This window comes from Pectobacterium carotovorum, assembly GCA_016415585.1.
Classification (GTDB): Bacteria; Pseudomonadota; Gammaproteobacteria; order Enterobacterales; family Enterobacteriaceae; genus Pectobacterium; species Pectobacterium carotovorum_K.
This window is the reverse complement of sequence record CP066552.1, coordinates 628,956-651,410: the sequence shown is the minus strand read 5'-3', so window position 1 is coordinate 651,410 and position 22,455 is coordinate 628,956. Positions and strand designations below refer to the sequence as shown.

The following is a 22,455-nucleotide window of genomic DNA, read 5'->3' as shown; positions in this document are numbered from 1 at the left end:
ATCAAATACCAATGATTATTAAAATCATTATCATTTATATTAAGCGCAGTTAAATTACACTGAAGTAACGTGTTCGGTCAATCCTTCCACAAAATGGTTATTCACGCCTATTAATTAGGGGTTATATTGATGTTAATCAATTTTTTTGTTCATGTTTCATAATGAATAATGGTTAGCAACAAGAATGTATTGATTATAAAACCCACATCACAGGTGATAATGAAAATACTTATCATTTATTGTCAGAAAAATTAAGCTGCGCTAGACTGCGCAAATATTTTACTATTTATGTCTAAATGTGAGCCTGTCATGGATGAAAGCATGTACCGCCCGCACACCCGATCCGTTGTGCATCTGGCGCTGCTCATTAATATGCTTTCCCTCGGTAGCTTGATGATGGTGATGCCGCTAGGCCCCGATTTCGTTAGCGCACTGTCTATGGATGCTAAGAACATCGGCTACATTAGCGGCGGTGCAACGTTTGCCTCCGCCATCGTCGGCTTTCTCGCCGCTCCCTATCTGGACAGATTTAACCGTAAACATGCTCTGATCGTGCTGCTAACGCTGCGCTTTGGCCTGACGGCAGCCTGCATGTTTGCCACCAGCCAAACCGATCTTTTGCTGCTGTTTATTCTGGCGGGCTGTGTTGCTGGGCCGGCATCCGGTGTCTTGATGGCCGCGGTTGTCGATATTGTGCCGGCCAACGAGCGCGGAAAGCAGCTGGCCTATGTCGGCATGAGTTTTTCGCTCGCGGCGATTGTCATCATGCCGCTGTCGCTGGAACTGGCGCACCGAATTAACTGGCAAGCGCCGTTTTATATTTTCGGCCTCGGCGGTCTGCTACTGGCGCTGTTAGTGCTGTGGTTTTTTCCTTCCATGCCGCCGACGCATCGGGTCCAGCAAGGTAATTCCCCTACGACGGCATCCACGTCGGTATTACATGACCTGTTAGCATCGCCTCTTTTCCTGCTGGGACTGACGGTAATTTCGCTGCAAATGTTCGGTCATTTCCTGCTGATTCCGCACTTTTCCAACTACTTTCAGTTCAATCTGGCCTTCCCGCGGGATGATATTTCCCTGCTCTATCTCTGCGGCGGGCTGGCCAGCATGGTGACCATGCAGCTGTGCGGCAATCTGTTGGATCGAGGATATGCCAGCCGGACGATTGTCGTCACGACGCTACTGCTGGCCGTTGTGATTCTCTGCGGTTTCGTTTTGCCTTTTTCATTTTCCCTGTATCTGGTGTTCACCCTGTTCATGGCGCTCAGCGCAGCCCGCTCCAGCAGCACGCTGGCAATTACCGCCGGTATTCCGCTACCGCATCAGCGCGCCGCGTTCATGTCCTATCAGGGAACCGCTGCCAACGTGGCATCCGGGCTTGCCAGCGTCGCTTCTGCCGCTTATCTGAGCACCTCTGCCGAGGGAAAAATTGACGGATTCTCGCAGCTCGCTATCGCCAGCACCGTATTTGCGCTGGCCGCCATGCTGCTGACCCTGCGCTTAATTCCGCAGTTGGCTGAACGCAGCCGAAAGATGGCCGCACGCCAACCTGCACAGGCTACAGGGCAATAAACCGATCACGTACTAATGGGTCGGCAATACACAACACAGCACGTTTACGGGGATATTTTTTCCACTCTTTGATGGGGTCTTTGACATGCAGCTAAAACCGGAAAGTCGTTTTTCACATCATCATTTCCCACACAGCAAGGTGTATCACGCCCTGCTGGTGACCGGGTTACTAACGTTACCTGCGCTTGCACAGGCAGAAAACGCGGCAGATGAAAAAATCGTCGTGACGGCAACACAGACGAAACATACCACGCTAAGCGCTCCCGCCAGCGTTTCTGTCATCACCCGCGCCGAGCTGGAAAAGATGTCGGTGAATAACGTTACCGATGCGGTGAAAAAGCTGCCGGGCATTAATATCAACCCGTCGACTACCTATGGCCGTAACGAGATCAAGATCCGTGGTATGCGGGCAGACTACACGCTGCTGCTGGTGAATGGTCGCCGTATCAACGCCCAAGAATCACTCGCAACTGATATGGGGAATGATTTCGATCTTAGCTCCATTCCTATGTCGGCGATTGAACGTATCGAAGTGATTCGTGGCCCAATGTCTTCGCTGTACGGTGCTGACGCGCTGGGCGGTGTGGTAAACGTGATTCTGCGCCAGCCGGGGGAGAAAGTGGCTGGTGAATTCGGCTATAACTTTCAGGCACCGACCGAAGGTTCCGGCGGTGACAACAATCGCCTGAATGACTACGTTAGCGGCCCACTGATAGAGAATACGCTGCTGGGTAGCTTGATTGTCGATGGCGGCAAACGTGATGCGTGGCGTACCGAGCAATCACAAAACCGTAACACGGATGCCATAGAAAAGCGTGATAACTACAGCGTGCTGGGTAACCTGACGTGGTTGATCGATTCCCAGCAGAGCCTGGATTTTGATGCGACCTATACCAAAGATGACCGCTTCGTCGACTGGAATAACGCTGGCACCGCTGCTCATAATACACAGAAAATCGATCGCCTCGGCCTGGGGCTCACGCATAACGGTAGCTGGGACAATGTCGATACGCGGCTGCGCTACTACTACGAAAACATCGATTTAATGGATAATTCTGAGCTTAATAAAGGTATAGCCGATATTACTCAGAATAATCATACCGTTGACGGGCAAATTTCTGGTTACCTAGGTGACCACCTGCTGACCGGCGGCGGCGAATACCGCATCACATCGCTGGAACACAGCATGAATCTGAAAGGTGGAAAAGCAGACGTCAATCAGAGTGCTCTTTTCCTACAAGATGAGTTCAAGATTGCGGATTTAGCCCTCACCTTTGGTGGTCGCGTCGACCACCATGAAGTCTATGGAACAGAATTCAGTCCACGCGCCTACGCCACTTATAGTTTAACCGACAACTGGGTGATCAAAGGCGGCGTGAATAAGGCCTTTAAAGCGCCAACCCTCGCTCAGTTTACCCCCGGCTATATGAAGGCAGCATGTCGCGGATTCTGCTATCTAGTCGGTAACCCTGATCTCAAAGCAGAAACTTCCATCAGCTATGAGATAGGAACTGCCTATGAAGCTGAGCGCTTCGGCGGAGGTGTCACTCTGTTTAATAATGATATCAAGAATATGATCCAATCTGAGGCTTGGGATAAAGACAGAACTAGGGTAGTCAATCTTCCTTATTACAACGTGGATAAAGCGCGGGTTCAGGGAATTGAAACCTCATTTTGGGTCGATCTCACGGATGACCTAAACTGGACCACTAACTGGACTATCGTCGATGCCGAAGACCGCACCACCAAGAAGCGCCTGAAAAAAACCCCAAAAAATACGGTTAACACGCAGTTGAACTGGCAAGCACTGGATAATGTATCAACCTATATTGCTTACCAATATACGGGGAACCAATATCTGCTTGACAAAGAGTCCACCAAGACTCGCGGTTTCAATACCGTGGATATCGGTGCCACTTATACACCGGTTAAAAACGTAGATCTAAAACTGGGCGTCACTAACCTGACCAACGAAAAACGGGACTATGTTGCCACTGACAACGACTACTTCCTGTCTGGGCGTACGGTGTACGGCGGCGTGAGCTATAAGTTCTGATACCGATGACTCTAGCCCGCTAACGCGAGCTTCAGACCGTTGACAAGTCTGTTTATCGAACGAGAACGGGAGCAACGGAATAGAAGAGTAAAGCGTTTGCGCCAGGGACAAAAACGTCAGGAACGTTTTTGAACGTCGCTTGCGACGGCCCTGCAAGGGTGAATCTCAGGGATGAGATTTATATCTGCGCAAGCCGAGCTTACATGGACGTACTTGCAGCGTCTTTACGATCTATCCGTTACTCCCGCTCGACGGACTTTGTCAGCAACCCCAGCCCGCTAACGCGGGCTTTTTTAGCAGCAGAGAAAGGTGGTGACGTCGTACTCTCTCAGCAGATACGCACCTTTAAAACGGCGTCCGGCATAAAACGTTGGCGTCAGATCGGTCAGCAGTTCCAGCTCGAATTCACGTTTGGTGATATCCAGCGCCACCAGTCTGGCATCCAGAAAATCGAAATAGTGCCTAACCTGCGGGTAAAGCGCCTTGAACAGACTCTCTTTCGCAGAGAAGCTGATCGTCAGCAAACAACTAAATGCCTCATCCCGCTCCTGAAACCAATGGAACTCTTCATCGCCAATGATGCCAGGCCACAGCGACTGCGCACGCTCGTCGGACATAAATCCTTCGATATCCACACCCACGCACGATAGCGCATCGCTACGTAAATGGGCGGCGCAGAGTACGCTGTCTTTGTTATGGCTCAGCGAACCAGCAATATTTCCCGGCCACTGCGGCGAGCGGTCTTCTCCGCTATGCAGAACAAAACCAGGGTGATCCAGCTTGTTCAACACATGTTTGGCAACACAACGCCCAGCCAAAAATTCGGCACGTCGTTTCGGTACGGCGCGCTCTAGCGCGTCGGAAAAAGGAATGTTCGCCTCGGCAAAAAGCGCGTCGTCGTAGGCAGACAAATGGAAATGGCAGCGTGCAGTAATACCTGGGTAGGCGGCACCGTCCGTTGCCCGTGGAAAAGAAATCCATTCAACATCATCAATAAAAGCAGAAAGCATGTTGCTCCACTCAGGCAAGCATATCGCACCCGCATTCGGTAAATGCTGCGCAAGCCACGCTTAAACCCTGAATAATGTAGGGACTTAAACGAACAATGGGCGACTTTCGCCGCCCATCATCTCGCTACTGCAAGAATGCCTGGTTACATTTACAGGGCCAGGAAGAACCCTGCGATGCAGGCGCTCATCAGGTTAGAAAGCGTACCTGCCGCAACCGCTTTCAAACCAAAGCGGGCAATATCCTGACGCCGAGTCGGTGCCATACTGCCCAAACCTCCAATAAGGATAGCAATAGACGAAAGGTTAGCAAAGCCGCACAGCGCGAACGAAATCACAGCTTTGGTATGATCCGACAGAACCTGCAAACCAGCGGCCTGCACCACCTCATCCGCTTTCAGATATTCACTGAAATTCAGGTAAGCAACGAACTCGTTGACGATCAGTTTCTGCCCAATGAACGAGCCCGCCACGGTTGCCTCACTCCACGGAATACCAATCAGGAACGCGACAGGCGCAAAGCACCAGCCCAGAATCAGTTCCAGTGACAGCTGCGGGTAGTCAAACCAGCCACCGATGCCGCCCAGAATGCCGTTCAACACGGCGATCAAGGCGATAAACGCCAACAGCATCGCACCCACATTCAGCGCCAGTTGCATACCGGACGCCGCACCGCTTGCCGCCGCATCGATGACGTTAGCTGGGCGATCGTCTTCATCGACAAAGCCAACCATCTCATCATGGTCGTGCGTTTTTTCCGTTTCCGGCACCATCAGTTTGGCAAACAGTAACCCGCCTGGGGCAGCCATGAAGGACGCTGCAATCAGGTATTCCAACGGCACGCCCATCTGGGCATAGCCTGCCATCACCGCTCCGGCAATTGAGGCCAACCCACCACACATCACCGCAAACAGTTCTGACTGCGTCATATTGGCAATATACGGACGGACCACCAGCGGCGCTTCCGTTTGACCGACAAAGATATTGGCCGTCGCAGAGAGCGATTCAGTACGGGAAGTTCCCAACAGTTTCTGCAATCCGCCACCGAGTACCTTGATGACGATCTGCATAATGCCCATGTAGTACAACACGGCGATAAGAGAAGAGAAAAAGACGATAATCGGCAAGACGCGGAGTGCGAAAACAAAGCCACCACCGCCAAAGACTTCGAACATTTTGTCGGAGACCAGACCGCCAAACATAAACGAAACGCCTTGATTTCCGTAGGAGATAACGTTTGCTACACCGCTCGTCATGCCCTCCAGAATCTTGCGCCCAAGGGGTACATACAGTACCAGCGCACCAATACCAATCTGAAGAATAAAAGCACCAACTACGGTGCGCAATCTGATCGCTTTACGGTTATTGGATAACATAACCGCGCACAGTATCAGAACAATCATACCGATGAGACTCATAACGAGTTGCATGTGTAGTTCCCTATAACGCGTGAAAAAGTAAGAGCATAATAAAAATCGGGTCACCAGAACGGTAAACACGCGCTGGCGAGCCGATTATAAAGACAGGCCCGTGAAGGTCGCTAACTTATGTCACAAATACATACAACATCGAACAGCCGAAAACACAAAAAGGTGATCTTTATCACAATTTAATGATTGATATATGAAATCAGAATGGCTGTTCTGTCTGTTGTTGCACAGAAATAACAGAAAACGGAAGCAAGTATTCTTCCACTTGGGGGAATGGTAGTGGTGTAACGGGTAGCGTCGTAACACTCTCAGCGTTACGTCGGGCTCAGCCGTCCAAACAGCCTGAACGAATTCTGCCACAGCGCCTCGGCAATCTCTTCAGGCGATTCTGCACGTAGCTCACACAGCGTTTGAAACGCGCACGAAATACGTTCAGGTCGGTTTGGCTGCCCCTGATAGCCACTCATCGGCATGTCGGGCGCGTCAGTTTCCAGCAGCAGTCGATCTAACGGCAGTTGCGCGATTGCCTGACGCGTTTTATTCGCTCTGTCATAGGTTATGGTTCCCCCTACGCCGATGTAATAGCCCAGCCGGATAAAGGCCTGCGCCTGTGCCAGGCTACCTGCAAACCCGTGAACCACGCCAGTACGCGGCACATCGATACGGCGCAGTAATTGCGCCAGCCTGTCGTGGCTTCGTCGCGAGTGCAGAATCGTCGGGAGATCGTATTTTTTCGCCAGCCGAAGCTGAGCCTCAAGGAAGGTAAGCTGCCGCTCAAACTGCGGTTCCGGCATATAGAGATCCAACCCAATCTCCCCCACCGCCACCAGCTTGGTGGGTAGCTGGCGCAGTTCGTCTTCCAGACGGAGCAGGTCGCTCTCCTGATGCTCGGCGATATAAAGCGGGTGAAGGCCCAGTGCGGCGTAGAGCGGTGAGTAGGTGCGAGAGAGCGTCAATACGCGCTCAAAATGCTGAGAAGCCACGGCAGGAATGATGATGCACTCAACCCCAGCGTCTTGCGCCAGACGCAAGCTTTCCGGTGCGTCATCATAGAATAAGGGGAAATCAAAATGGCAGTGGGTATCGATAAAACGGTATCGTTCAGCGGGCACGTCGCTTCTCTCCGTCAAAATTAGGTCAGATGAGGCGACCTAATCTACGCCCAAGAACTATCCTGCCAAAGCCTCATGGCAGAATCGGACTTGTCGTTGCGGTGAGGCCTCAGTGTAACGTGGTTTTCTCTGAGGATACCTCTTCGTGCGCTTTTCCGTAACCCTCTTGCAAGACACCGGACAGGTAATCGTTACTCCCTTCCAGCCAGGCGCAGTCGCTGTCAAACCAATCGGCCCACAGCGCGAGGAAATTCCCTTTCCACTGTTTCCATTTGCCAACAACGATATCGCTATTCATCATAAACCTCCTGATAAACTGTCGAAATGCAGCAAATACGCGGGTAGTATCAGTAAAAGACAGTGTGCCGGTAAAATATGACAGCCGCGTGGCGCGGCTGTGTGCTCTGTATGACATTTTTCTATACGAAAGGATGCGCTGTGCTACGGCCGTTTTCGACCCGTGAACAAGCTAACCAGAAACAGAATAATACCGACTACAAAGACGATTTTTGCCGCGCCAGCTGCTGTGCCGGCTAATCCACCGAAACCCAGTGCTGCCGCGATGAGTGCGATAACTAAAAAGATAATACCCCAACGAAACATACGCTCTCCTTACCAGACAAAATGAAAAATCATGGTGGTCATCCTGACGCCATTCGTGCGTCCTGACTGCGTATCCACAGGTGGTGTTTTATTATGCGGATTAGGTAGGGTTATCCGCCATTAAGGATAACCCTGTATCAAAGGGTTATTTAACTGTCAGGTCGTTCTTGACGCTTTTCACACCGTCGACGGCCTTCGCAATACTCTCAGCACGGTCGGACTGCGCTTTGTTATCCACCCCGCCGCTCAGTTGTACGACGCCAGCCTGCGTTTCAACTTTCACTTTACGGGACGGAACAATGTCATCCGCCAGCAGCTTGGCCTTAATGGTGCTGGTAATCACGGCATCATCGGCATACGCGCCAACCGATTGTGATTGATTATCTTTCACCTGCAGTTTATCGCTGACAGACTGGACCCCCTCAACCTGCGTAGTGATTTCTACCGCGCGGGTGCTCAATTCCTGACTACCGACAAAGCCACTCAGCGTGACGACGCCATTTGATGTTTCAACGGAAATATCGCTGCTGGTAATCGATTTGTCTTCCAACAACGCACTCTTCACTTTTGCTGTGATAGCGCTGTCACTGACGTAGCCAGAAGCTTTATTGGCGGAGCTATCGATTTTTGCACCAGTTGTGTCCGCGATACGCTCTACTTTCTGCCCTAACGTTTCTTCAGCCATGGCACCGCCAGCCAGAATCGAACCCAGAGCAACTACGATCAGCGATTGTGTCAATTTGGTCTTTTTCATCGATGTCTTCCTTCTTATGCTCTTCTATAAACCCGAAAAACCGATTTGGGTCACGTTAACGCCTGCACCGTCATCAGCAAACCAAGGTGATAATGACGTTATCAATACTCCGATGATTCCTTCTGCTTGTATAAAAAAATCAGAGTATTGAATTGCAAAGACGAAACAAATCAAAATAATGAACCAACTTAAATTGAACTAACAGTTGAACAAGCTAAATCAGTTAACACGCTGTTAACTATAGCCTACAGAATGGAAAATCACAGGGGAGCAAGGGAATATGCGCAGCAATTCAGATTTGTCTGTTGCACTGAAGCGAGAAATAACAGCAGGGAAAAACCCTGGGTAATGCATTGTTTTTAAATACATTTAAAAATAAAAACACCCAGCACTTTTGGCCTAAAGCCAAGCATAACCGGGTGATGATTATTTTAACAATGTGGTCACGATTTAAACGCCACAGTTACGATGATTTTCATGAAACCGTGGCGCCATCGATCAAAATTAATGCTCGCGCGTTTGGTGGAACTTCACTTCTGGATAGCGTTCCCGCGTCAGGTTCAGGTTTACCATCGTCGGTGCGATATAGGCCAGATTATCACCACCATCCAGTGCCAGATGCTGTTCGTTCTTACGCTTAAACTCTTCGAACTTCTTCACATCGCTGCACTCAACCCAGCGCGCGGTAGAAACGTTCACCGACTCGTAAATCGCCTCAACGTTGTATTCCGTTTTCAGACGAGCAACGACCACATCAAACTGCAGCACACCGACCGCACCCACGATAAGGTCGTTGTTGGTCAATGGACGGAAGACCTGTACCGCGCCTTCCTCGGACAGCTGTACCAGCCCTTTAAGCAGCTGTTTCTGCTTGAGCGGGTCACGCAGGCGGATACGACGGAACAGTTCCGGCGCAAAGTTGGGGATACCGGTGAATTTCATGTCTTCACCCTGGGTAAACGTATCGCCAATCTGGATAGTGCCGTGGTTGTGTAACCCAATGATATCGCCGGGGTAGGCTTCTTCAATGTGGGAACGGTCGCCCGCCATAAAGGTCAGCGCATCTGAAATCACCACGTCTTTGCCCGTACGCACCTGACGCAGCTTCATGCTCTTTTCATATCTTCCGGACACCACGCGCATAAACGCCACGCGGTCACGGTGTTTCGGGTCCATATTGGCCTGAATCTTGAACACAAAACCGGTGAATTTCTCTTCCGCCGCCGTCACTTCACGGGTATCCGTTTTACGCGGCATCGGCGCAGGTGCCCAGGCGACTAAGCCATCCAGCATGTGGTCAACGCCGAAGTTGCCCAGCGCCGTACCAAAGAAGACTGGCGTCAGTTCACCTGCCAGAAACGCATCCAGTTCAAATTCGTGCGATGCCCCTTGCACCAACTCCAGCTCTTCACGCAGTTGTGCGGCCAGCTCTTCGCCAACGGCGGTATCCAGTTCCGGGTTATCCAGCCCTTTAACGATGCGCACTTCCTGAATCGTATGGCCTTTACCAGTCTGATACAGATAGGTTTCGTCTTTATAAAGGTGGTACACGCCTTTGAACAATTTGCCGCAGCCAATCGGCCAGGTAATTGGCGCACAAGCGATCTTAAGTTCGCTCTCGACTTCATCCAGCACTTCCATTGGATCGCGGATGTCACGGTCAAGTTTGTTCATGAACGTCAGAATCGGGGTGTCGCGCAGCCGAGTGACTTCCATCAGCTTACGCGTACGATCTTCGACCCCTTTTGCGGCATCGATCACCATCAGGCAGCAATCCACCGCCGTCAGCGTACGATAGGTATCTTCGGAGAAGTCTTCGTGCCCTGGGGTATCCAGCAGGTTAACCAGACATTCGCGGTAGGGAAACTGCATCACGGACGTGGTGATGGAGATACCACGCTGCTTTTCCATCTCCATCCAGTCGGATTTCGCATGCTGGTTCGAACCACGCCCTTTTACTGTACCGGCAGTCTGGATCGCCTGTCCGAACAGCAGAACCTTTTCGGTAATCGTGGTTTTACCGGCATCGGGGTGAGAAATGATAGCGAACGTTCTTCTTTTGGAGACTTCGCGGGCGTATTCACTTGGAGACATGATTTTCAGGTTTCTTTTGTTAGCCACCCGGCGTCAGCATCAAGTGAACAACACACCGATGTCAGATCGTCAGGCAAAGCGGAAATAAACGGTAGCCGAGCATTTTCCCTGATTTAACGTGCAGACACAATCGGTGATGGCATAAACAGCAAAGCAGCGTCTTTACTTGCCAAACCTCGGCACCACGTCACAAGTAATAATAACGGAATAAATCATTTATAAAGTTACCATCTGTCCCTGCCGATAACATTTGGGTCAATATTTAACCATTCAATCGCACTTAAGGAGAGAGTATGAGCTTGTCTGTAAATAATACGGGTTATAGCAATTCTCAGGCCCAAAGCACCGCGATACCTTCATCATCAACACAGCACACGGCAACGACAGAGTCCAGCGCGGCCGACAGCGTACAAATCGTCGATCCGATTACCGGAAAGGCGGTCACCTTCCCCAACACTATAAAAATCTCTGCGGAAGCGATGGCACGCTTGAAAGAAAATATAGCAAACGCTCCACCTTCTAACTTGAGCGAAATAGATCAAGATGCGATGCAAGCAGAGATGCTTAAAGCACGTAACCTGATGATACAAAACGAGATTAACTCAACGGCCAAGTTGCCGATTGATCCTATCGGCACGAATGAAATAGCGTTGGAACTTTGGTCAAATAATCTCAAAGCCGACAGCGGTATCAGTAAAGAAGACTTTATCGACCTGGTTCATCAAGCGCTGTCTAAACCGTCCGACGTGAGAACGTGGAGCTATACCACCGATAGTATCGAAATCACGCTAAAAGCCGCAAAGCTGGAAGAACTGAAAAACCGCTATGTGGATAGTAGCGCTCACCAGCAAGCCGATAAAGATATTCAGGACTTTATCCAGTACCAGTCTGATGCGTTGAGTAACGTGGAAAAACATATTCTGCAAGATGAGTATCAACGCAGTGTCGACGCGGGAGACACCGATAAAGCGAACGCGACGTTCCAGGAACTACAGAAAAATGCGGAAGGCACGTCAGCCACGCAGGTTCAACGCCAGCAAATCTTTTCTCTGGCTGCATCAAGCGACAGCGACGCCATGTTCAGCCATTTTCGTAACTATATTTCCGCTACTGCATCCGATCGCTACACCAAAAGCGAATACACCTCGATACTCAATCAATTCCATAGCCACTGGCTGGAGTTTCAACTGTCGTTGAAATAACTCGCTACGCCCTCCGTACAAACAGACCGTTTGTACGGGGTGCTCGCCCGCATGTCAGAGACTTTTCTCTTCCCCGTCTTTTTTCACTATCGCGCCGCTGTCCGGCTGCGTGTCGCTTTCTACCTCATCCCCTTCTTCTTTCACTGGCGTACTGGCCGTGAGAAGGTAAGGCGACTGCTGCCAGCGGGTACGACGATTCTGCAACAGCGTTCGGGTCAGAATAATGCCGATAGCCAGTGAAAGTAGAATCATCAGACGCAGAATATTGGTGGTGTTATCTACCTGTCGGGCTTCGGTCGCCAGCACATGGGTATCTAAGGTGATGCGCAGGAACCCGATCGGGCCTTCTTTTCCTTCAATCGGCTGCACCAGTTGGTGGTTAAAGTAGCTACCGACACGATTGCCGTCCAGCGCCAGCCGGTCTCGCAGTTGCACCTGTTCACCGACATGCGCTACCAGCGAACCGTCCTGTTGATACACACCAGCATCCAGAATGCGGCTATGATCGGTAAGCTGCTTGAGGATGGTATTAATCTTTTGACTATTATCATCGACGCTACCCATCAGCGACGAAAGGCTGTAAGCCACCTGTCTGGAGAGCGTACGCGCCAGATCTTCAACCTGCTCAGATCGCACCATCTGGTGGCTCAAACTGAAATAGGACGCACCTTGCATTAATACCACTAGCAGAGCGAAGCAAATCAGCACAATTGCCGTGCGGTGTAGACGAAATTTCACCTGGGCGCGAACCATGATAATCCTTACACGATTTGGATACTTTCATGTTGCCAGAAGCGCCGACGATAGGATAGCTTGTTGCCCAGTTTTTGGAGGGATATGTTTGGTCGACGCCACATCCCTCTTTATCACACGACTTTATCGCACTACTGCCAGCAGAGGATTTACCCCATGTCGAATAGTCTGACCTATCGTGATCTCCCTGATGAGATCAACTGTTGGCCGGGACTGCCATTATCACTAAGCGGTGACGAAGTGATGCCGCTTGACTACCGCGCTGGCGACACCGGCTGGCTTATTTATAGCGACGTCCTCGATAAAAACCTGATTTCCCGCTACCAGCGTAAACTGGGAAGTGCGATGGTGATCGTGAGCGCTTGGAGCGTGGGCGATTATCAGGTCGTACGCTTGGCTGGCACGCTGACGCCACGCGCAACTAAGCTGGCCCACGAACTGGGCATCGATGTCGCGGCAATGCGTAACGCGCCAACGCTGCGTTCGCCGGGTTTACTGGTGATGGACATGGATTCCACCGCGATTCAGATCGAATGTATTGATGAAATCGCCAAACTAGCGGGTACAGGCGAACTGGTCGCTGAAGTTACCGAACGCGCGATGCGTGGCGAGCTGGATTTCGCTGACAGTTTGCGCCAGCGCGTAGGGACATTAAAAGGTGCCGACGCCAATATTTTACAGACGGTGCGTAAAAATCTGCCGCTGATGCCGGGCCTGCGTAATATGGTTAGTCAGCTTCAGGAAGCAGGCTGGCACGTCGCGATTGCATCGGGCGGGTTTACCTATTTTGCTGATTATTTACGTGATGAGTTAGGTCTGGTCGCCGCCGTTGCCAACGAATTAGGCATGCAAGACGGCAAGCTGACTGGCGACGTCATCGGCACGATTGTCGATGCAAAATATAAAGCGACCACGCTGCAACAGCTGGCGGAAAAGCTGGAAATCCCAATGCATCAGACCGTTGCGATTGGCGACGGCGCAAATGATCTACCGATGATCAAGGCAGCCAGCTTAGGCATTGCCTATCACGCCAAACCGAAGGTCAATGAGCAATCTGCGGTGACCATCCGTCATGCCGACCTGAGTGGTGTACTATGCATCCTCAGCGGCAGCATGAGACACGAAAAGCGTTAATCAGTGGGAGGTGAGACGTGGCAAAAGCCGTCAAACGGGCGTTTGTATGTAATGAATGCGGGGCTGACTACCCGCGCTGGCAAGGGCAGTGCAGCGCCTGCCATGCCTGGAATACCATTACCGAAGTCCGTCTGGCCTCGGCGTCTGTGTCACGTTCCGACCGTCTCACTGGCTATGCAGGTGAAAGCGCTGGCGTCAGCCGGGTACAAAAGCTCTCAGAAATCAGTCTTGAAGCGCTGCCTCGCTTTTCTACCGGCTTTCAGGAGTTTGACCGCGTTCTGGGCGGCGGCGTCGTTCCGGGCAGCGCCATTCTGATCGGCGGTAACCCCGGCGCAGGCAAGAGTACCCTGCTGCTGCAAACGCTCTGTAAACTGTCAGAAAATATGAAAACCCTGTACGTCACCGGTGAAGAATCACTACAGCAGGTAGCAATGCGGGCGCACAGACTCAACCTGCCGACCCAGAATCTCAACATGCTGTCGGAAACCAGCATCGAACAGATTTGCCTGATTGCCGAGCAGGAACAGCCGAAGCTGATGGTGATCGACTCCATTCAGGTCATGCACCTCGCCGATATCCAATCGTCCCCCGGCAGCGTGGCGCAGGTGCGTGAAACCGCCGCCTACCTAACGCGCTTCGCCAAAACGCGCGGCGTTGCTATCATCATGGTCGGCCACGTCACCAAAGACGGTTCGCTCGCCGGGCCAAAAGTATTGGAACACTGCATCGACTGCTCCGTGCTGCTGGATGGCGATGCCGATTCCCGCTTCCGCACGCTGCGCAGCCATAAAAACCGTTTCGGCGCCGTTAATGAGCTGGGCGTGTTCGCCATGACGGAACAGGGTCTACGCGAGATCAGCAATCCGTCGGCGATTTTCCTCAGCCGCGGAGACGAAGTCACGTCCGGCAGTTCGGTCATGGTGGTGTGGGAAGGCACGCGTCCGCTGCTGGTCGAAATTCAGGCGCTGGTGGATCAATCGATGATGGCTAACCCGCGTCGCGTGGCGGTTGGACTGGAGCAAAATCGCTTAGCGATTCTGCTGGCGGTACTGCATCGTCACGGCGGCTTGCAGATGTCGGATCAGGATGTGTTCGTGAATGTCGTCGGCGGAGTGAAAGTCACCGAAACCAGTGCCGATCTGGCGCTACTGCTATCGCTGGTCTCCAGCTTCCGCGACCGCCCGCTGCCGCAAGATCTGGTCATCTTCGGTGAAGTCGGTCTGGCGGGCGAAATTCGTCCGGTTCCCAGCGGGCAAGAGCGGATCACCGAAGCCGCCAAGCATGGCTTCAAACGCGCCATCGTTCCTCACGCCAATATGCCGAAGAAAGCTCCTGCTAGCATGCAGGTGTTCGGCGTGAAAAAGCTAGCCGACGCGCTCGCAATCCTCGACGATCTCTAAACGGGCCACAGAAGGTCATCCGCCCCTTCCATCCTGAGCTAAACAGGGAATGAAAGCGTAGCGGATATTGCCCTGTTCTGTGTTATTTTGTTTAGTAAGCTAAACAAGAGTGCTGCGCCATGTCATCATTTGATTACCTGAAATCCGCCATCCGGCAGAAGGGTTGCACCCTACAGCAGGTTGCCAACGCGACCGATATGACCAAAGGCTATCTCAGTCAATTACTTAATGCCAAAATCAAAAGCCCTAGCGCCCAGAAACTGGAAGCGCTGCATCGCTTTCTTGAACTGGAATTCCCGCGCTACGAAAAGAGTGTTGGCGTCGTCTTCGGCAAGTTCTATCCGCTACACACCGGCCACATTTATCTTATTCAGCGCGCGTGCAGCCAGGTCGATGAACTGCATGTGATTTTAGGTTACGACGAACCGCGCGACCGCCTGCTGTTTGAGAACAGCTCGATGTCACAGCAGCCCACCGTCAGCGACCGCCTACGCTGGCTATTGCAGACCTTTAAGTATCAGAAAAATATTCATATTCACGCCTTCAATGAGCAAGGAATGGAGCCTTATCCGCACGGCTGGGATGTGTGGAGCAAAGGGATTCAGGCGTTCATGCAGGAAAAAAGCATCACGCCGAATTTCGTCTACACCAGCGAAGAACAGGATGCCGCGCAATACCGCGAGCAACTGGGCATTGAGGCCATTCTGATCGACCCGCAGCGATCCTTTATGAACATCAGCGGTTCACAGATCCGTCACGATCCCTTTCGTTACTGGGACTATATTCCGACCGAAGTGAAGCCGTTCTTTGTGCGTACCGTTGCCATTCTTGGCGGCGAATCCAGCGGTAAATCCACGCTGGTAAACAAATTGGCGAATATCTTCAACACCACCAGCGCCTGGGAATATGGTCGCGATTACGTGTTCTCCCATTTGGGCGGCGACGAGATGGCGCTGCAATATTCCGACTACGATAAGATCGCGCTGGGTCAGGCACAGTACATTGATTTTGCAGTGAAATACGCCAATAAAGTGGCCTTCATCGACACCGACTTTGTCACCACGCAGGCGTTCTGCAAGAAATACGAAGGCCGTGAGCACCCGTTCGTTCAGGCGCTGATCGATGAATACCGTTTCGATCTGGTGATTTTGCTGGAAAACAACACGCCGTGGGTCGCCGATGGGTTGCGTAGCTTAGGCAGCACCACCGCCCGCTCGGAGTTTCAGGATCTGCTGAAAACGATGCTGGCTAACAATAATATCCCGTACGTTTACATCAAAGAGTCGGACTACGATTCGCGCTTCCTGCACTGTGTGGAATTGGTACAGCAGATGTTAGGCCACGATCGCTCGCCTGAAGCGCTCAAAAGCTAGCGTGAGTTCCACTGCCAATGGCGGGAGGGGGTAATAATTTCCGGCAGCGGAATATCCCAACTTTCCACTGGTAGTGCGTCAACCTGCTGACAATCGTGGGCCAGACCGATCGGATAAGGCCCGCGAGATGTATAGTTGCGATACTGCAACGTACGGTCGTAAAACCCGCCCCCCATACCCAGCCGCTGTCCCTGATGATCAAACGCCACCAGCGGCGTCAGCAGGACGTCCAACTGCGGTAACGGCAGCACCTGACGCACATCCAGACGTGGCTCCATAATCTTCAGACGATTGCGCACCAGTTCAGTGTCCGGTGCATAGCGCAGGAACAACAGATGCCCGGTACGAAACGGATGCAGAACCGGCAAATAAACGCGTTTCTCCTGCTGCCACAGCTGTTGAATAAGCGGGTGCGTATCCAGTTCACCATCAAATGACAGAAATACTGCGACGCTATCTGCCTGTATGATTTTCGGGTGCACCATGACGCGTTCACTCGCCTGCTGCGCAAAGCGCGACTGCTGCTCTGGCGTCAGTAAACGACGCTGCTGACGCACAGCCTGACGAATCTGCTGACGCGATGACGCCGTAGAAGAAAGTGAAGTATCGAGAAGTGCCGATGAAGATGAATCAGAAGATGACATGGGCTGCATTCGCCACGGGTCAAAAATGATAAAAGAAAGGGAATCTCCGAGATGCCGCCGCAGGCTGTAACCCTTGAACCCTTGGTTCAAGGTGAACATAACGTCGCAGTCTTAAGGCTTCTCGGACGAACCGAGCGTGCTCACCAACCGCAGAGCATTACATTCTGTTGGTATGAAATATCGGCTCAGGGGACTGGCCCGCTGACAAACATCTCAGAGAAATTTTATTCGTTACTCGCGATAAACCTTAGCACGTCTTCTCGCGTAAAAACACCGTACTTTTGTCAAAATACGACGTTATTCAAATTGTGCACCCTGACGTTCAGTGATCTTGCCTTGCTCCAGCAACGCCTGTTCGATCGTCTGCTGCAACATACGAATACGCTGTTCCATATTCGATGCATAATCACGCGTCTTACCCCGCTCCTGTGCCAGCTCATGGCACACATTCAGCGCGGCAATAAACACCAATTGCTCAGTGTTTGTGACTCTAGTGCGAACTTTAAGATCTTGCAACCGCTGGTTAAGATCTTCCGCCGCCTGATTCAACGCATCCTGTTGTTCTGGCGGGCAATTTACTCTTAACGAACGGCCAAAAATTTGAATATCTACTGGTTGTGCAGACATACCACCTTCCTGCCTTTTGTCGTTCTTACGCCCGCGTGCCACATAGCATGAGCATTACCCGTTACATCGGGCTCGTTAAAGCGGGCGCAACTATATATAGCCGAGATCTAAGATACAAGCCCTTTCTGGTATCGAAAGGGAGCTTGGTGGTAGCATAGCACGAACCAATCCAGCCAACGATGACGAATCCGCATGTCTATAGAGAATACGTTTCCTGCCTATGAAGGCCTTGACCAACTGCTTCACCAACAGCAGGTCGCGCTGACCGCAGCAGAAATGCACGGTTTGATCAGTGGGATGCTGTGTGGTGGAAACCATGACGACAGCTGGAGAACGCTGGTTTTTGAACTGACTAACGAAGGCATGGCGTTTACCCAAACGCTGTCGCAGCCGCTTCAGGAGCTGTATCAGGCCACGTGTGAAGCGCTGGAAGATGATGGCTTTCTGTTCCAGCTTTTCCTGCCGGACGACTCGCAGGATGACGTGAGCGTTTTCGATCGCGCCGACGCGCTGGCAGGCTGGGTCAACCACTTCCTGCTCGGGCTGGGCGTGGCTCAGCCACAGTTGAACAAAGCCAAAGGCGAGCTGAAAGAAGCTATCGAAGATTTACGCAACATCGCACAGCTGGGCTACGACGAAGATGAAGACCAGGAAGAACTAGAGCAATCACTGGAAGAAGTGATTGAGTATGTTCGCGTTTCTGCCATTTTGTGCCATACCGAATTTACCAGCCAACGCGTTGTGACTGCGCCCGAACAGCAAAAGCCAACGCTGCACTAAATAACGTCGAAAGGCATGCCTCATTCAGAGCGGAAGGGAAAGGCAACCGCACGGACTATTTTCAGGAGCAGGTGATGAATCCACAAGAATTTCTTCGTCGTCGTCAGGGTCTGTTGGAAAAAATGGCACCGGGCAGCGCGGCGATTATTTTTGCCGCGCCGGAAGCACAGCGCAATGCCGACAGTGACTATCCTTATCGTCAAAATAGTGATTTCTGGTATTTCACGGGCTTCAATGAACCAGAAGCCGTTCTGCTGCTGGTAAAAAGCGATGCCAAACATCATCACAGCGTGATCTTCAACCGCGTACGCGATCTGACAGCCGAAATCTGGTTTGGTCGTCGCCTCGGTCAGGAAGCGGCACCCGCTAAACTCGGCGTTGATCGCGCACTGCCATTTGGCGAAATCGGCGCACAGCTGCATCTATTATTGAATGGGCTGGACGTGGTGTACCACGCACAAGGGCAGTACGATTATGCCGACAAGCTGGTCTTCGCCGCGCTGGACACCTTGCGCAACGGCTCCCGTCAGAGCTTTGCTGCCCCTGCTACGCTGACAGACTGGCGCCCGTGGGTGCATGAGATGCGCCTGTTTAAATCACCGGAAGAAATTAGCGTGATGCGCCGCGCCTGTGAAATTACCGCGCTGGCCCACACCCGCGCCATGCAAAAATGCCGTCCCGGCATGTATGAATATCAGCTTGAAGGCGAAATTCATCACGAATTTACCCGTCACGGTGCGCGTTATCCTTCTTACAACACCATCGTAGGCAGCGGTGACAACGCCTGCATCCTGCATTACACCGAAAATGAAACGCAAATGCGTGACGGCGATCTGGTGCTGATTGACGCTGGCTGTGAATACAAAAGCTATGCTGGCGACATTACCCGCACCTTCCCCGTCAACGGCAAATTTACCGCGCCGCAGCGTGCCATTTACGACATCGTGCTGCGCTCACAGCTGCGTGCGCTGGAACTGTTTGGCCCAGGTCGTAGCATCCGTGAAGTGAACGAAGAAGTGGTGCGCATCATGGTCAGCGGGCTTATCAAGCTCGGCGTGCTGAAAGGTGAAGTGGAAGAGCTGATTGCCGAGCAGGCACATCGCCAGTTCTTCATGCACGGCCTCAGCCACTGGCTGGGTCTGGACGTGCACGACGTGGGCAATTACGGCACCACCGATCGGGGCCGTCCGCTTGAACCGGGTATGGTATTGACCATCGAGCCGGGTCTTTACATCGCACCTGATGCCAAAGTGCCGCAGCAGTACCGGGGAATCGGCGTACGTATCGAAGATAACATCGTGATCACCGAAAGCGGCAACGAAAACCTGACGGCTGGCGTAACCAAAGACGCTGATGCCATCGAAGCGCTCATGGCGCAGCAGCATGATAAGCAACGCTAAGCAGCGCTTTCAAAGGGCAACGACATAATTGCAAAGGACAACAGCATGGCGGTCATGATTGTCGGTGGCGGGATGGCAGGCGCAACGCTGGCGCTGGCGATATCGCGGCTTTCGCAGGGCGCAATCCCGGTCGTTCTTATCGAGGCGCACTCGCCACTCGACAAGGAACATCCGGGTTTTGACGCGCGCGCCCTCGCGCTGTCTGACGGCACTCGCCAGCAGCTCGCGGCGTTGGGCATCTGGCAAGCGCTGTCGGGTAACGCAACGGCGATAACCGATATTCATGTCAGCGAACGCGGCCACGCCAGCGTGGTAAATCTGAAGGCCTCGGACTATCACGTTCAGGCATTAGGCCATGTGGTTGAGCTGCACGACGTCGGGCAACGCCTGTTTTCCCTGCTGCAACAGGCACCGGGCGTGCGTCTGCATTGCCCGGCCAAAGTCGTTGCCGTCACGCGGACGCAGTATAATGCGACGCTAACGCTGGACAACGGCACCGAGCTAACGGGCCAACTGCTGGTCGCCGCCGATGGCTCACGTTCCATGCTGTCGCAGTCCTGCGGCATTCAATGGCAGCAGCATGATTATGATCAGATTGCGACGATCGCCAATGTGACAACCGCAGAACCTCATCGCGGACGCGCGTTCGAGCGGTTTACTCCACACGGCCCGCTCGCGCTCTTGCCGATGAGTAACGGTCGCAGTTCGCTCGTCTGGTGCCATGATAAACACCGTCAACATGAGGTCGATGACTGGAGCGAGGCCAACTTTCGCCAGCAGCTACAACAGGCTTTTGGCTGGCGTCTGGGGCAGTTCACCCACATCGGCGAACGCCACAGCTACCCGCTGCGCTTACTCACAGCCAGCCAGCATATTAGCCATCGGCTGGCGCTGGTGGGTAACGCCGCGCAAACGTTGCACCCGATTGCCGGACAGGGCTTTAATTTGGGGATTCGCGATGTCATGTCGCTGGCAGAAACGGTCGTCGATGCAGCGAAAAAACAGCAGGATATCGGCCAATACAGCGTGCTCAGCCGCTACCAACAGCGGCGCGAGCCCGACCAACACGCCACGGTGGCGATCACCGATGGACTGGTCAGGCTATTCGCCAACCGCTATGCCGCACTGACCGTCAGCCGCAATCTGGGACTGATCGCCATGAATAACCTACCGCTGATGCGCGACGCCTTTGCTCGTCGCACGCTGGGCTGGGTAGAACGTTAATTAAGCTCGCCAACAGGAAATACGGAAATGCAATCATTCGACGTGGTTATTGCCGGTGGCGGTATGGTCGGTCTGGCGCTAGCCTGCGGCTTACAGGGCAGCGGCCTGCGTATCGCCGTGCTGGAGAAACAGGCGGCCGAACCTCAGCCGCTTGGGAAAGACCATGCCCTGCGCGTCTCCGCCATTAATGCCGCCAGCGAATGTCTCCTGCGCCATATCGGCGTCTGGGAAAACCTCGTGACGCAACGCGTTAGTCCTTACAACGATATGCAGGTGTGGGACAAAGACAGCTTCGGTAAAATCAGCTTTAGCGGCGAAGAATTCGGCTTTTCCCATCTTGGGCATATCATTGAAAACCCGGTGATTCAGCAGGTACTGTGGCAACGCGCCTCTCAGTTAAGCGACATCACCCTGCTCTCCCCCGCATCGTTAAAACAGGTTGCCTGGGGCGAGAACGAAGCCTTCATTACGTTGCAGGACGATAGCATGCTGACCGCCCGGCTGGTCGTCGCTGCGGACGGCGCCCATTCGTGGTTGCGTCAGCATGCGGATATTCCGCTGACCTTTTGGGACTACGGCCATCACGCGTTGGTCGCCACTATTCGAACTGAACACCCTCATCAGTCCGTCGCGCGTCAGACGTTTCACGGCGACGGTATTCTGGCGTTCTTGCCGCTGGACGAGCCTCACCTTTGTTCGATTGTCTGGTCGCTTTCACCGGAACAGGCTCAAGCGATGCAGAGCTTGCCTGCCGACGAGTTCAATCGTCAGGTCGCGATGGCGTTTGATATACGTTTGGGGCTGTGTGAGCTGGAAAGCGAGCGCCAGACTTTCCCACTGACTGGGCGCTACGCCCGCAGTTTTGCGGCACACCGGCTGGTGCTGGTCGGCGACGCGGCGCACACCATTCACCCGCTGGCAGGACAAGGTGTCAATCTGGGCTTTATGGATGTCGCCGAACTGATTGCGGAAGTGAAGCGCTTACAGGCGCAGGGCAAAGACATCGGCCAACACCTTTATCTGCGACGCTATGAACGTCGCCGCAAACATAGCGCTGCGGTGATGCTCGCCAGCATGCAGGGGTTCCGCGAACTGTTTGACGGTGACAATCCGGCGAAAAAGCTGCTGCGCGATGTCGGTTTGGTGTTGGCAGACAAACTGCCCGGCATTAAACCCACGCTGGTTCGTCAGGCAATGGGATTACACGATCTACCAGACTGGCTTAGCGCCGGAAAATAATAAAACCAGAATGGATAATAAGCCTCGCCGCTTAAGCGGCGAGTCCGGTGT

General features: G+C 52.7%; 20 protein-coding genes and 1 other RNA gene. 10 read left to right on the top strand and 11 right to left on the bottom strand.

Going from position 1 to position 22,455, the window contains the following annotated elements; genetic code table 11:
* Positions 1 to 321: 321 nt before the first annotated feature.
* Positions 322 to 1,572 (top strand): MFS transporter, encoded by a 1,251-nt coding sequence (locus tag JFY74_02955; protein QQG30431.1) that lies wholly within the window; start codon positions 322 to 324, stop codon positions 1,570 to 1,572.
* A 139-nt stretch (positions 1,573 to 1,711) separates the two neighbouring features.
* Positions 1,712 to 3,628 carry a TonB-dependent receptor gene (locus JFY74_02950; GenBank protein ID QQG30430.1) on the top strand — a complete coding sequence of 639 codons (1,917 nt, stop codon included), beginning with the start codon at positions 1,712 to 1,714 and terminating at the stop codon, positions 3,626 to 3,628.
* A gap of 293 nt (positions 3,629 to 3,921) precedes the next feature.
* On the opposite strand, the gene JFY74_02945 is transcribed toward JFY74_02950, so the two are convergent.
* From JFY74_02945 to prfC, 7 genes are all read right to left on the bottom strand, one after another.
* The gene (locus JFY74_02945) at positions 3,922 to 4,638 is read right to left on the bottom strand and encodes a 4'-phosphopantetheinyl transferase superfamily protein (GenBank protein QQG29041.1); all 717 of its coding nucleotides are present in this window, start codon (positions 4,636 to 4,638) and stop codon (positions 3,922 to 3,924) included.
* A 149-nt stretch (positions 4,639 to 4,787) separates the two neighbouring features.
* Positions 4,788 to 6,065, bottom strand: coding sequence for a NupC/NupG family nucleoside CNT transporter (locus tag JFY74_02940; protein QQG29040.1), 1,278 nt, complete (start codon positions 6,063 to 6,065; stop codon positions 4,788 to 4,790).
* 314 nt (positions 6,066 to 6,379) lie between these two features.
* On the bottom strand, positions 6,380 to 7,177 hold the full coding sequence (locus JFY74_02935) for a TatD family hydrolase (GenBank protein ID QQG29039.1): 798 nt from the start codon (positions 7,175 to 7,177) through the stop codon (positions 6,380 to 6,382).
* A gap of 109 nt (positions 7,178 to 7,286) precedes the next feature.
* Positions 7,287 to 7,475, bottom strand: a complete 189-nt coding sequence (locus JFY74_02930; protein QQG29038.1) for a stress-response protein — start codon at positions 7,473 to 7,475, stop codon at positions 7,287 to 7,289.
* A 143-nt stretch (positions 7,476 to 7,618) separates the two neighbouring features.
* Complete coding sequence (locus JFY74_02925; GenBank protein ID QQG29037.1) at positions 7,619 to 7,780, bottom strand: DUF1328 domain-containing protein; 162 nt, start codon at positions 7,778 to 7,780, stop codon at positions 7,619 to 7,621.
* Between the two features lie 145 nt (positions 7,781 to 7,925).
* Entirely contained in the window at positions 7,926 to 8,534 is a 609-nt protein-coding gene (gene osmY / locus JFY74_02920; GenBank protein ID QQG29036.1) for a molecular chaperone OsmY, read from the bottom strand.
* A 504-nt stretch (positions 8,535 to 9,038) separates the two neighbouring features.
* Complete coding sequence (gene prfC, locus JFY74_02915) at positions 9,039 to 10,628, bottom strand: peptide chain release factor 3 (protein ID QQG29035.1); 1,590 nt, start codon at positions 10,626 to 10,628, stop codon at positions 9,039 to 9,041.
* Positions 10,629 to 10,921: 293 nt separating this feature from the next.
* On the opposite strand from prfC, the gene JFY74_02910 reads away from it, so the two are divergent.
* Entirely contained in the window at positions 10,922 to 11,830 is a 909-nt protein-coding gene (locus JFY74_02910) for a hypothetical protein (protein ID QQG29034.1), read from the top strand.
* Positions 11,831 to 11,884: 54 nt separating this feature from the next.
* Here the strand turns inward: JFY74_02910 and JFY74_02905 are convergent, their stop codons facing one another.
* Positions 11,885 to 12,583 carry a YtjB family periplasmic protein gene (locus tag JFY74_02905; GenBank protein QQG29033.1) on the bottom strand — a complete coding sequence of 233 codons (699 nt, stop codon included), beginning with the start codon at positions 12,581 to 12,583 and terminating at the stop codon, positions 11,885 to 11,887.
* 156 nt (positions 12,584 to 12,739) lie between these two features.
* Between JFY74_02905 and serB the strand changes: the two genes are divergently transcribed.
* The 3 genes from serB (at position 12,740) to nadR (ending at position 16,490) form a co-directional block, all read left to right on the top strand.
* Entirely contained in the window at positions 12,740 to 13,717 is a 978-nt protein-coding gene (gene serB / locus JFY74_02900) for a phosphoserine phosphatase (protein QQG29032.1), read from the top strand.
* Positions 13,718 to 13,734: 17 nt separating this feature from the next.
* Complete coding sequence (gene radA, locus JFY74_02895; GenBank protein QQG29031.1) at positions 13,735 to 15,117, top strand: DNA repair protein RadA; 1,383 nt, start codon at positions 13,735 to 13,737, stop codon at positions 15,115 to 15,117.
* A gap of 119 nt (positions 15,118 to 15,236) precedes the next feature.
* A complete protein-coding gene (nadR, locus tag JFY74_02890; protein ID QQG29030.1) occupies positions 15,237 to 16,490 on the top strand; it encodes a multifunctional transcriptional regulator/nicotinamide-nucleotide adenylyltransferase/ribosylnicotinamide kinase NadR in 1,254 nt (417 codons plus the stop codon).
* Here the strand turns inward: nadR and JFY74_02885 are convergent.
* The 3 genes from JFY74_02885 to zapA form a co-directional block, all read right to left on the bottom strand.
* A complete protein-coding gene (locus tag JFY74_02885) occupies positions 16,487 to 17,134 on the bottom strand; it encodes a 5-formyltetrahydrofolate cyclo-ligase (protein ID QQG29029.1) in 648 nt (215 codons plus the stop codon). The genes nadR and JFY74_02885 overlap by 4 nt on opposite strands.
* Positions 17,135 to 17,173: 39 nt before the next feature.
* Positions 17,174 to 17,357: non-coding RNA, 6S RNA (gene ssrS / locus JFY74_02880), on the bottom strand.
* Positions 17,358 to 17,431: 74 nt separating this feature from the next.
* Positions 17,432 to 17,761, bottom strand: coding sequence for a cell division protein ZapA (gene zapA / locus JFY74_02875; GenBank protein QQG29028.1), 330 nt, complete (start codon positions 17,759 to 17,761; stop codon positions 17,432 to 17,434).
* Positions 17,762 to 17,953: 192 nt separating this feature from the next.
* Here zapA and JFY74_02870 point away from each other — a divergent pair, with 192 nt between their 5' ends.
* The 4 genes from JFY74_02870 (at position 17,954) to ubiI (ending at position 22,404) form a co-directional block, all read left to right on the top strand.
* Positions 17,954 to 18,541 carry a YecA family protein gene (locus JFY74_02870; GenBank protein ID QQG29027.1) on the top strand — a complete coding sequence of 196 codons (588 nt, stop codon included), beginning with the start codon at positions 17,954 to 17,956 and terminating at the stop codon, positions 18,539 to 18,541.
* A gap of 74 nt (positions 18,542 to 18,615) precedes the next feature.
* Complete coding sequence (pepP, locus tag JFY74_02865) at positions 18,616 to 19,941, top strand: Xaa-Pro aminopeptidase (GenBank protein ID QQG29026.1); 1,326 nt, start codon at positions 18,616 to 18,618, stop codon at positions 19,939 to 19,941.
* A 45-nt stretch (positions 19,942 to 19,986) separates the two neighbouring features.
* Positions 19,987 to 21,165: a 2-octaprenyl-6-methoxyphenyl hydroxylase gene (ubiH, locus tag JFY74_02860; GenBank protein ID QQG29025.1), complete on the top strand. Its 1,179-nt coding sequence runs from the start codon at positions 19,987 to 19,989 to the stop codon at positions 21,163 to 21,165.
* A 27-nt stretch (positions 21,166 to 21,192) separates the two neighbouring features.
* Positions 21,193 to 22,404, top strand: coding sequence for an FAD-dependent 2-octaprenylphenol hydroxylase (gene ubiI / locus JFY74_02855; GenBank protein QQG29024.1), 1,212 nt, complete (start codon positions 21,193 to 21,195; stop codon positions 22,402 to 22,404).
* The last annotated feature ends 51 nt before the right edge of the window (positions 22,405 to 22,455 follow it).

Coding starts and splice junctions, on each gene's coding strand:
- JFY74_02955 (QQG30431.1), top strand. CDS start 322: ATGTACCGCCCGCACACCCGATCCGTTGTGCATCTGGCGCTGCTCATT.
- JFY74_02945 (QQG29041.1), bottom strand. CDS start 4,638: ATGCTTTCTGCTTTTATTGATGATGTTGAATGGATTTCTTTTCCACGG.
- JFY74_02940 (QQG29040.1), bottom strand. CDS start 6,065: ATGCAACTCGTTATGAGTCTCATCGGTATGATTGTTCTGATACTGTGC.
- JFY74_02930 (QQG29038.1), bottom strand. CDS start 7,475: ATGAATAGCGATATCGTTGTTGGCAAATGGAAACAGTGGAAAGGGAAT.
- JFY74_02925 (QQG29037.1), bottom strand. CDS start 7,780: ATGTTTCGTTGGGGTATTATCTTTTTAGTTATCGCACTCATCGCGGCA.
- osmY (QQG29036.1), bottom strand. CDS start 8,534: ATGAAAAAGACCAAATTGACACAATCGCTGATCGTAGTTGCTCTGGGT.
- prfC (QQG29035.1), bottom strand. CDS start 10,628: ATGTCTCCAAGTGAATACGCCCGCGAAGTCTCCAAAAGAAGAACGTTC.
- JFY74_02910 (QQG29034.1), top strand. CDS start 10,922: ATGAGCTTGTCTGTAAATAATACGGGTTATAGCAATTCTCAGGCCCAA.
- JFY74_02905 (QQG29033.1), bottom strand. CDS start 12,583: ATGGTTCGCGCCCAGGTGAAATTTCGTCTACACCGCACGGCAATTGTG.
- serB (QQG29032.1), top strand. CDS start 12,740: ATGTCGAATAGTCTGACCTATCGTGATCTCCCTGATGAGATCAACTGT.
- nadR (QQG29030.1), top strand. CDS start 15,237: ATGTCATCATTTGATTACCTGAAATCCGCCATCCGGCAGAAGGGTTGC.
- JFY74_02885 (QQG29029.1), bottom strand. CDS start 17,134: ATGTCATCTTCTGATTCATCTTCATCGGCACTTCTCGATACTTCACTT.
- zapA (QQG29028.1), bottom strand. CDS start 17,761: ATGTCTGCACAACCAGTAGATATTCAAATTTTTGGCCGTTCGTTAAGA.
- JFY74_02870 (QQG29027.1), top strand. CDS start 17,954: ATGTCTATAGAGAATACGTTTCCTGCCTATGAAGGCCTTGACCAACTG.
- pepP (QQG29026.1), top strand. CDS start 18,616: ATGAATCCACAAGAATTTCTTCGTCGTCGTCAGGGTCTGTTGGAAAAA.
- ubiH (QQG29025.1), top strand. CDS start 19,987: ATGGCGGTCATGATTGTCGGTGGCGGGATGGCAGGCGCAACGCTGGCG.
- ubiI (QQG29024.1), top strand. CDS start 21,193: ATGCAATCATTCGACGTGGTTATTGCCGGTGGCGGTATGGTCGGTCTG.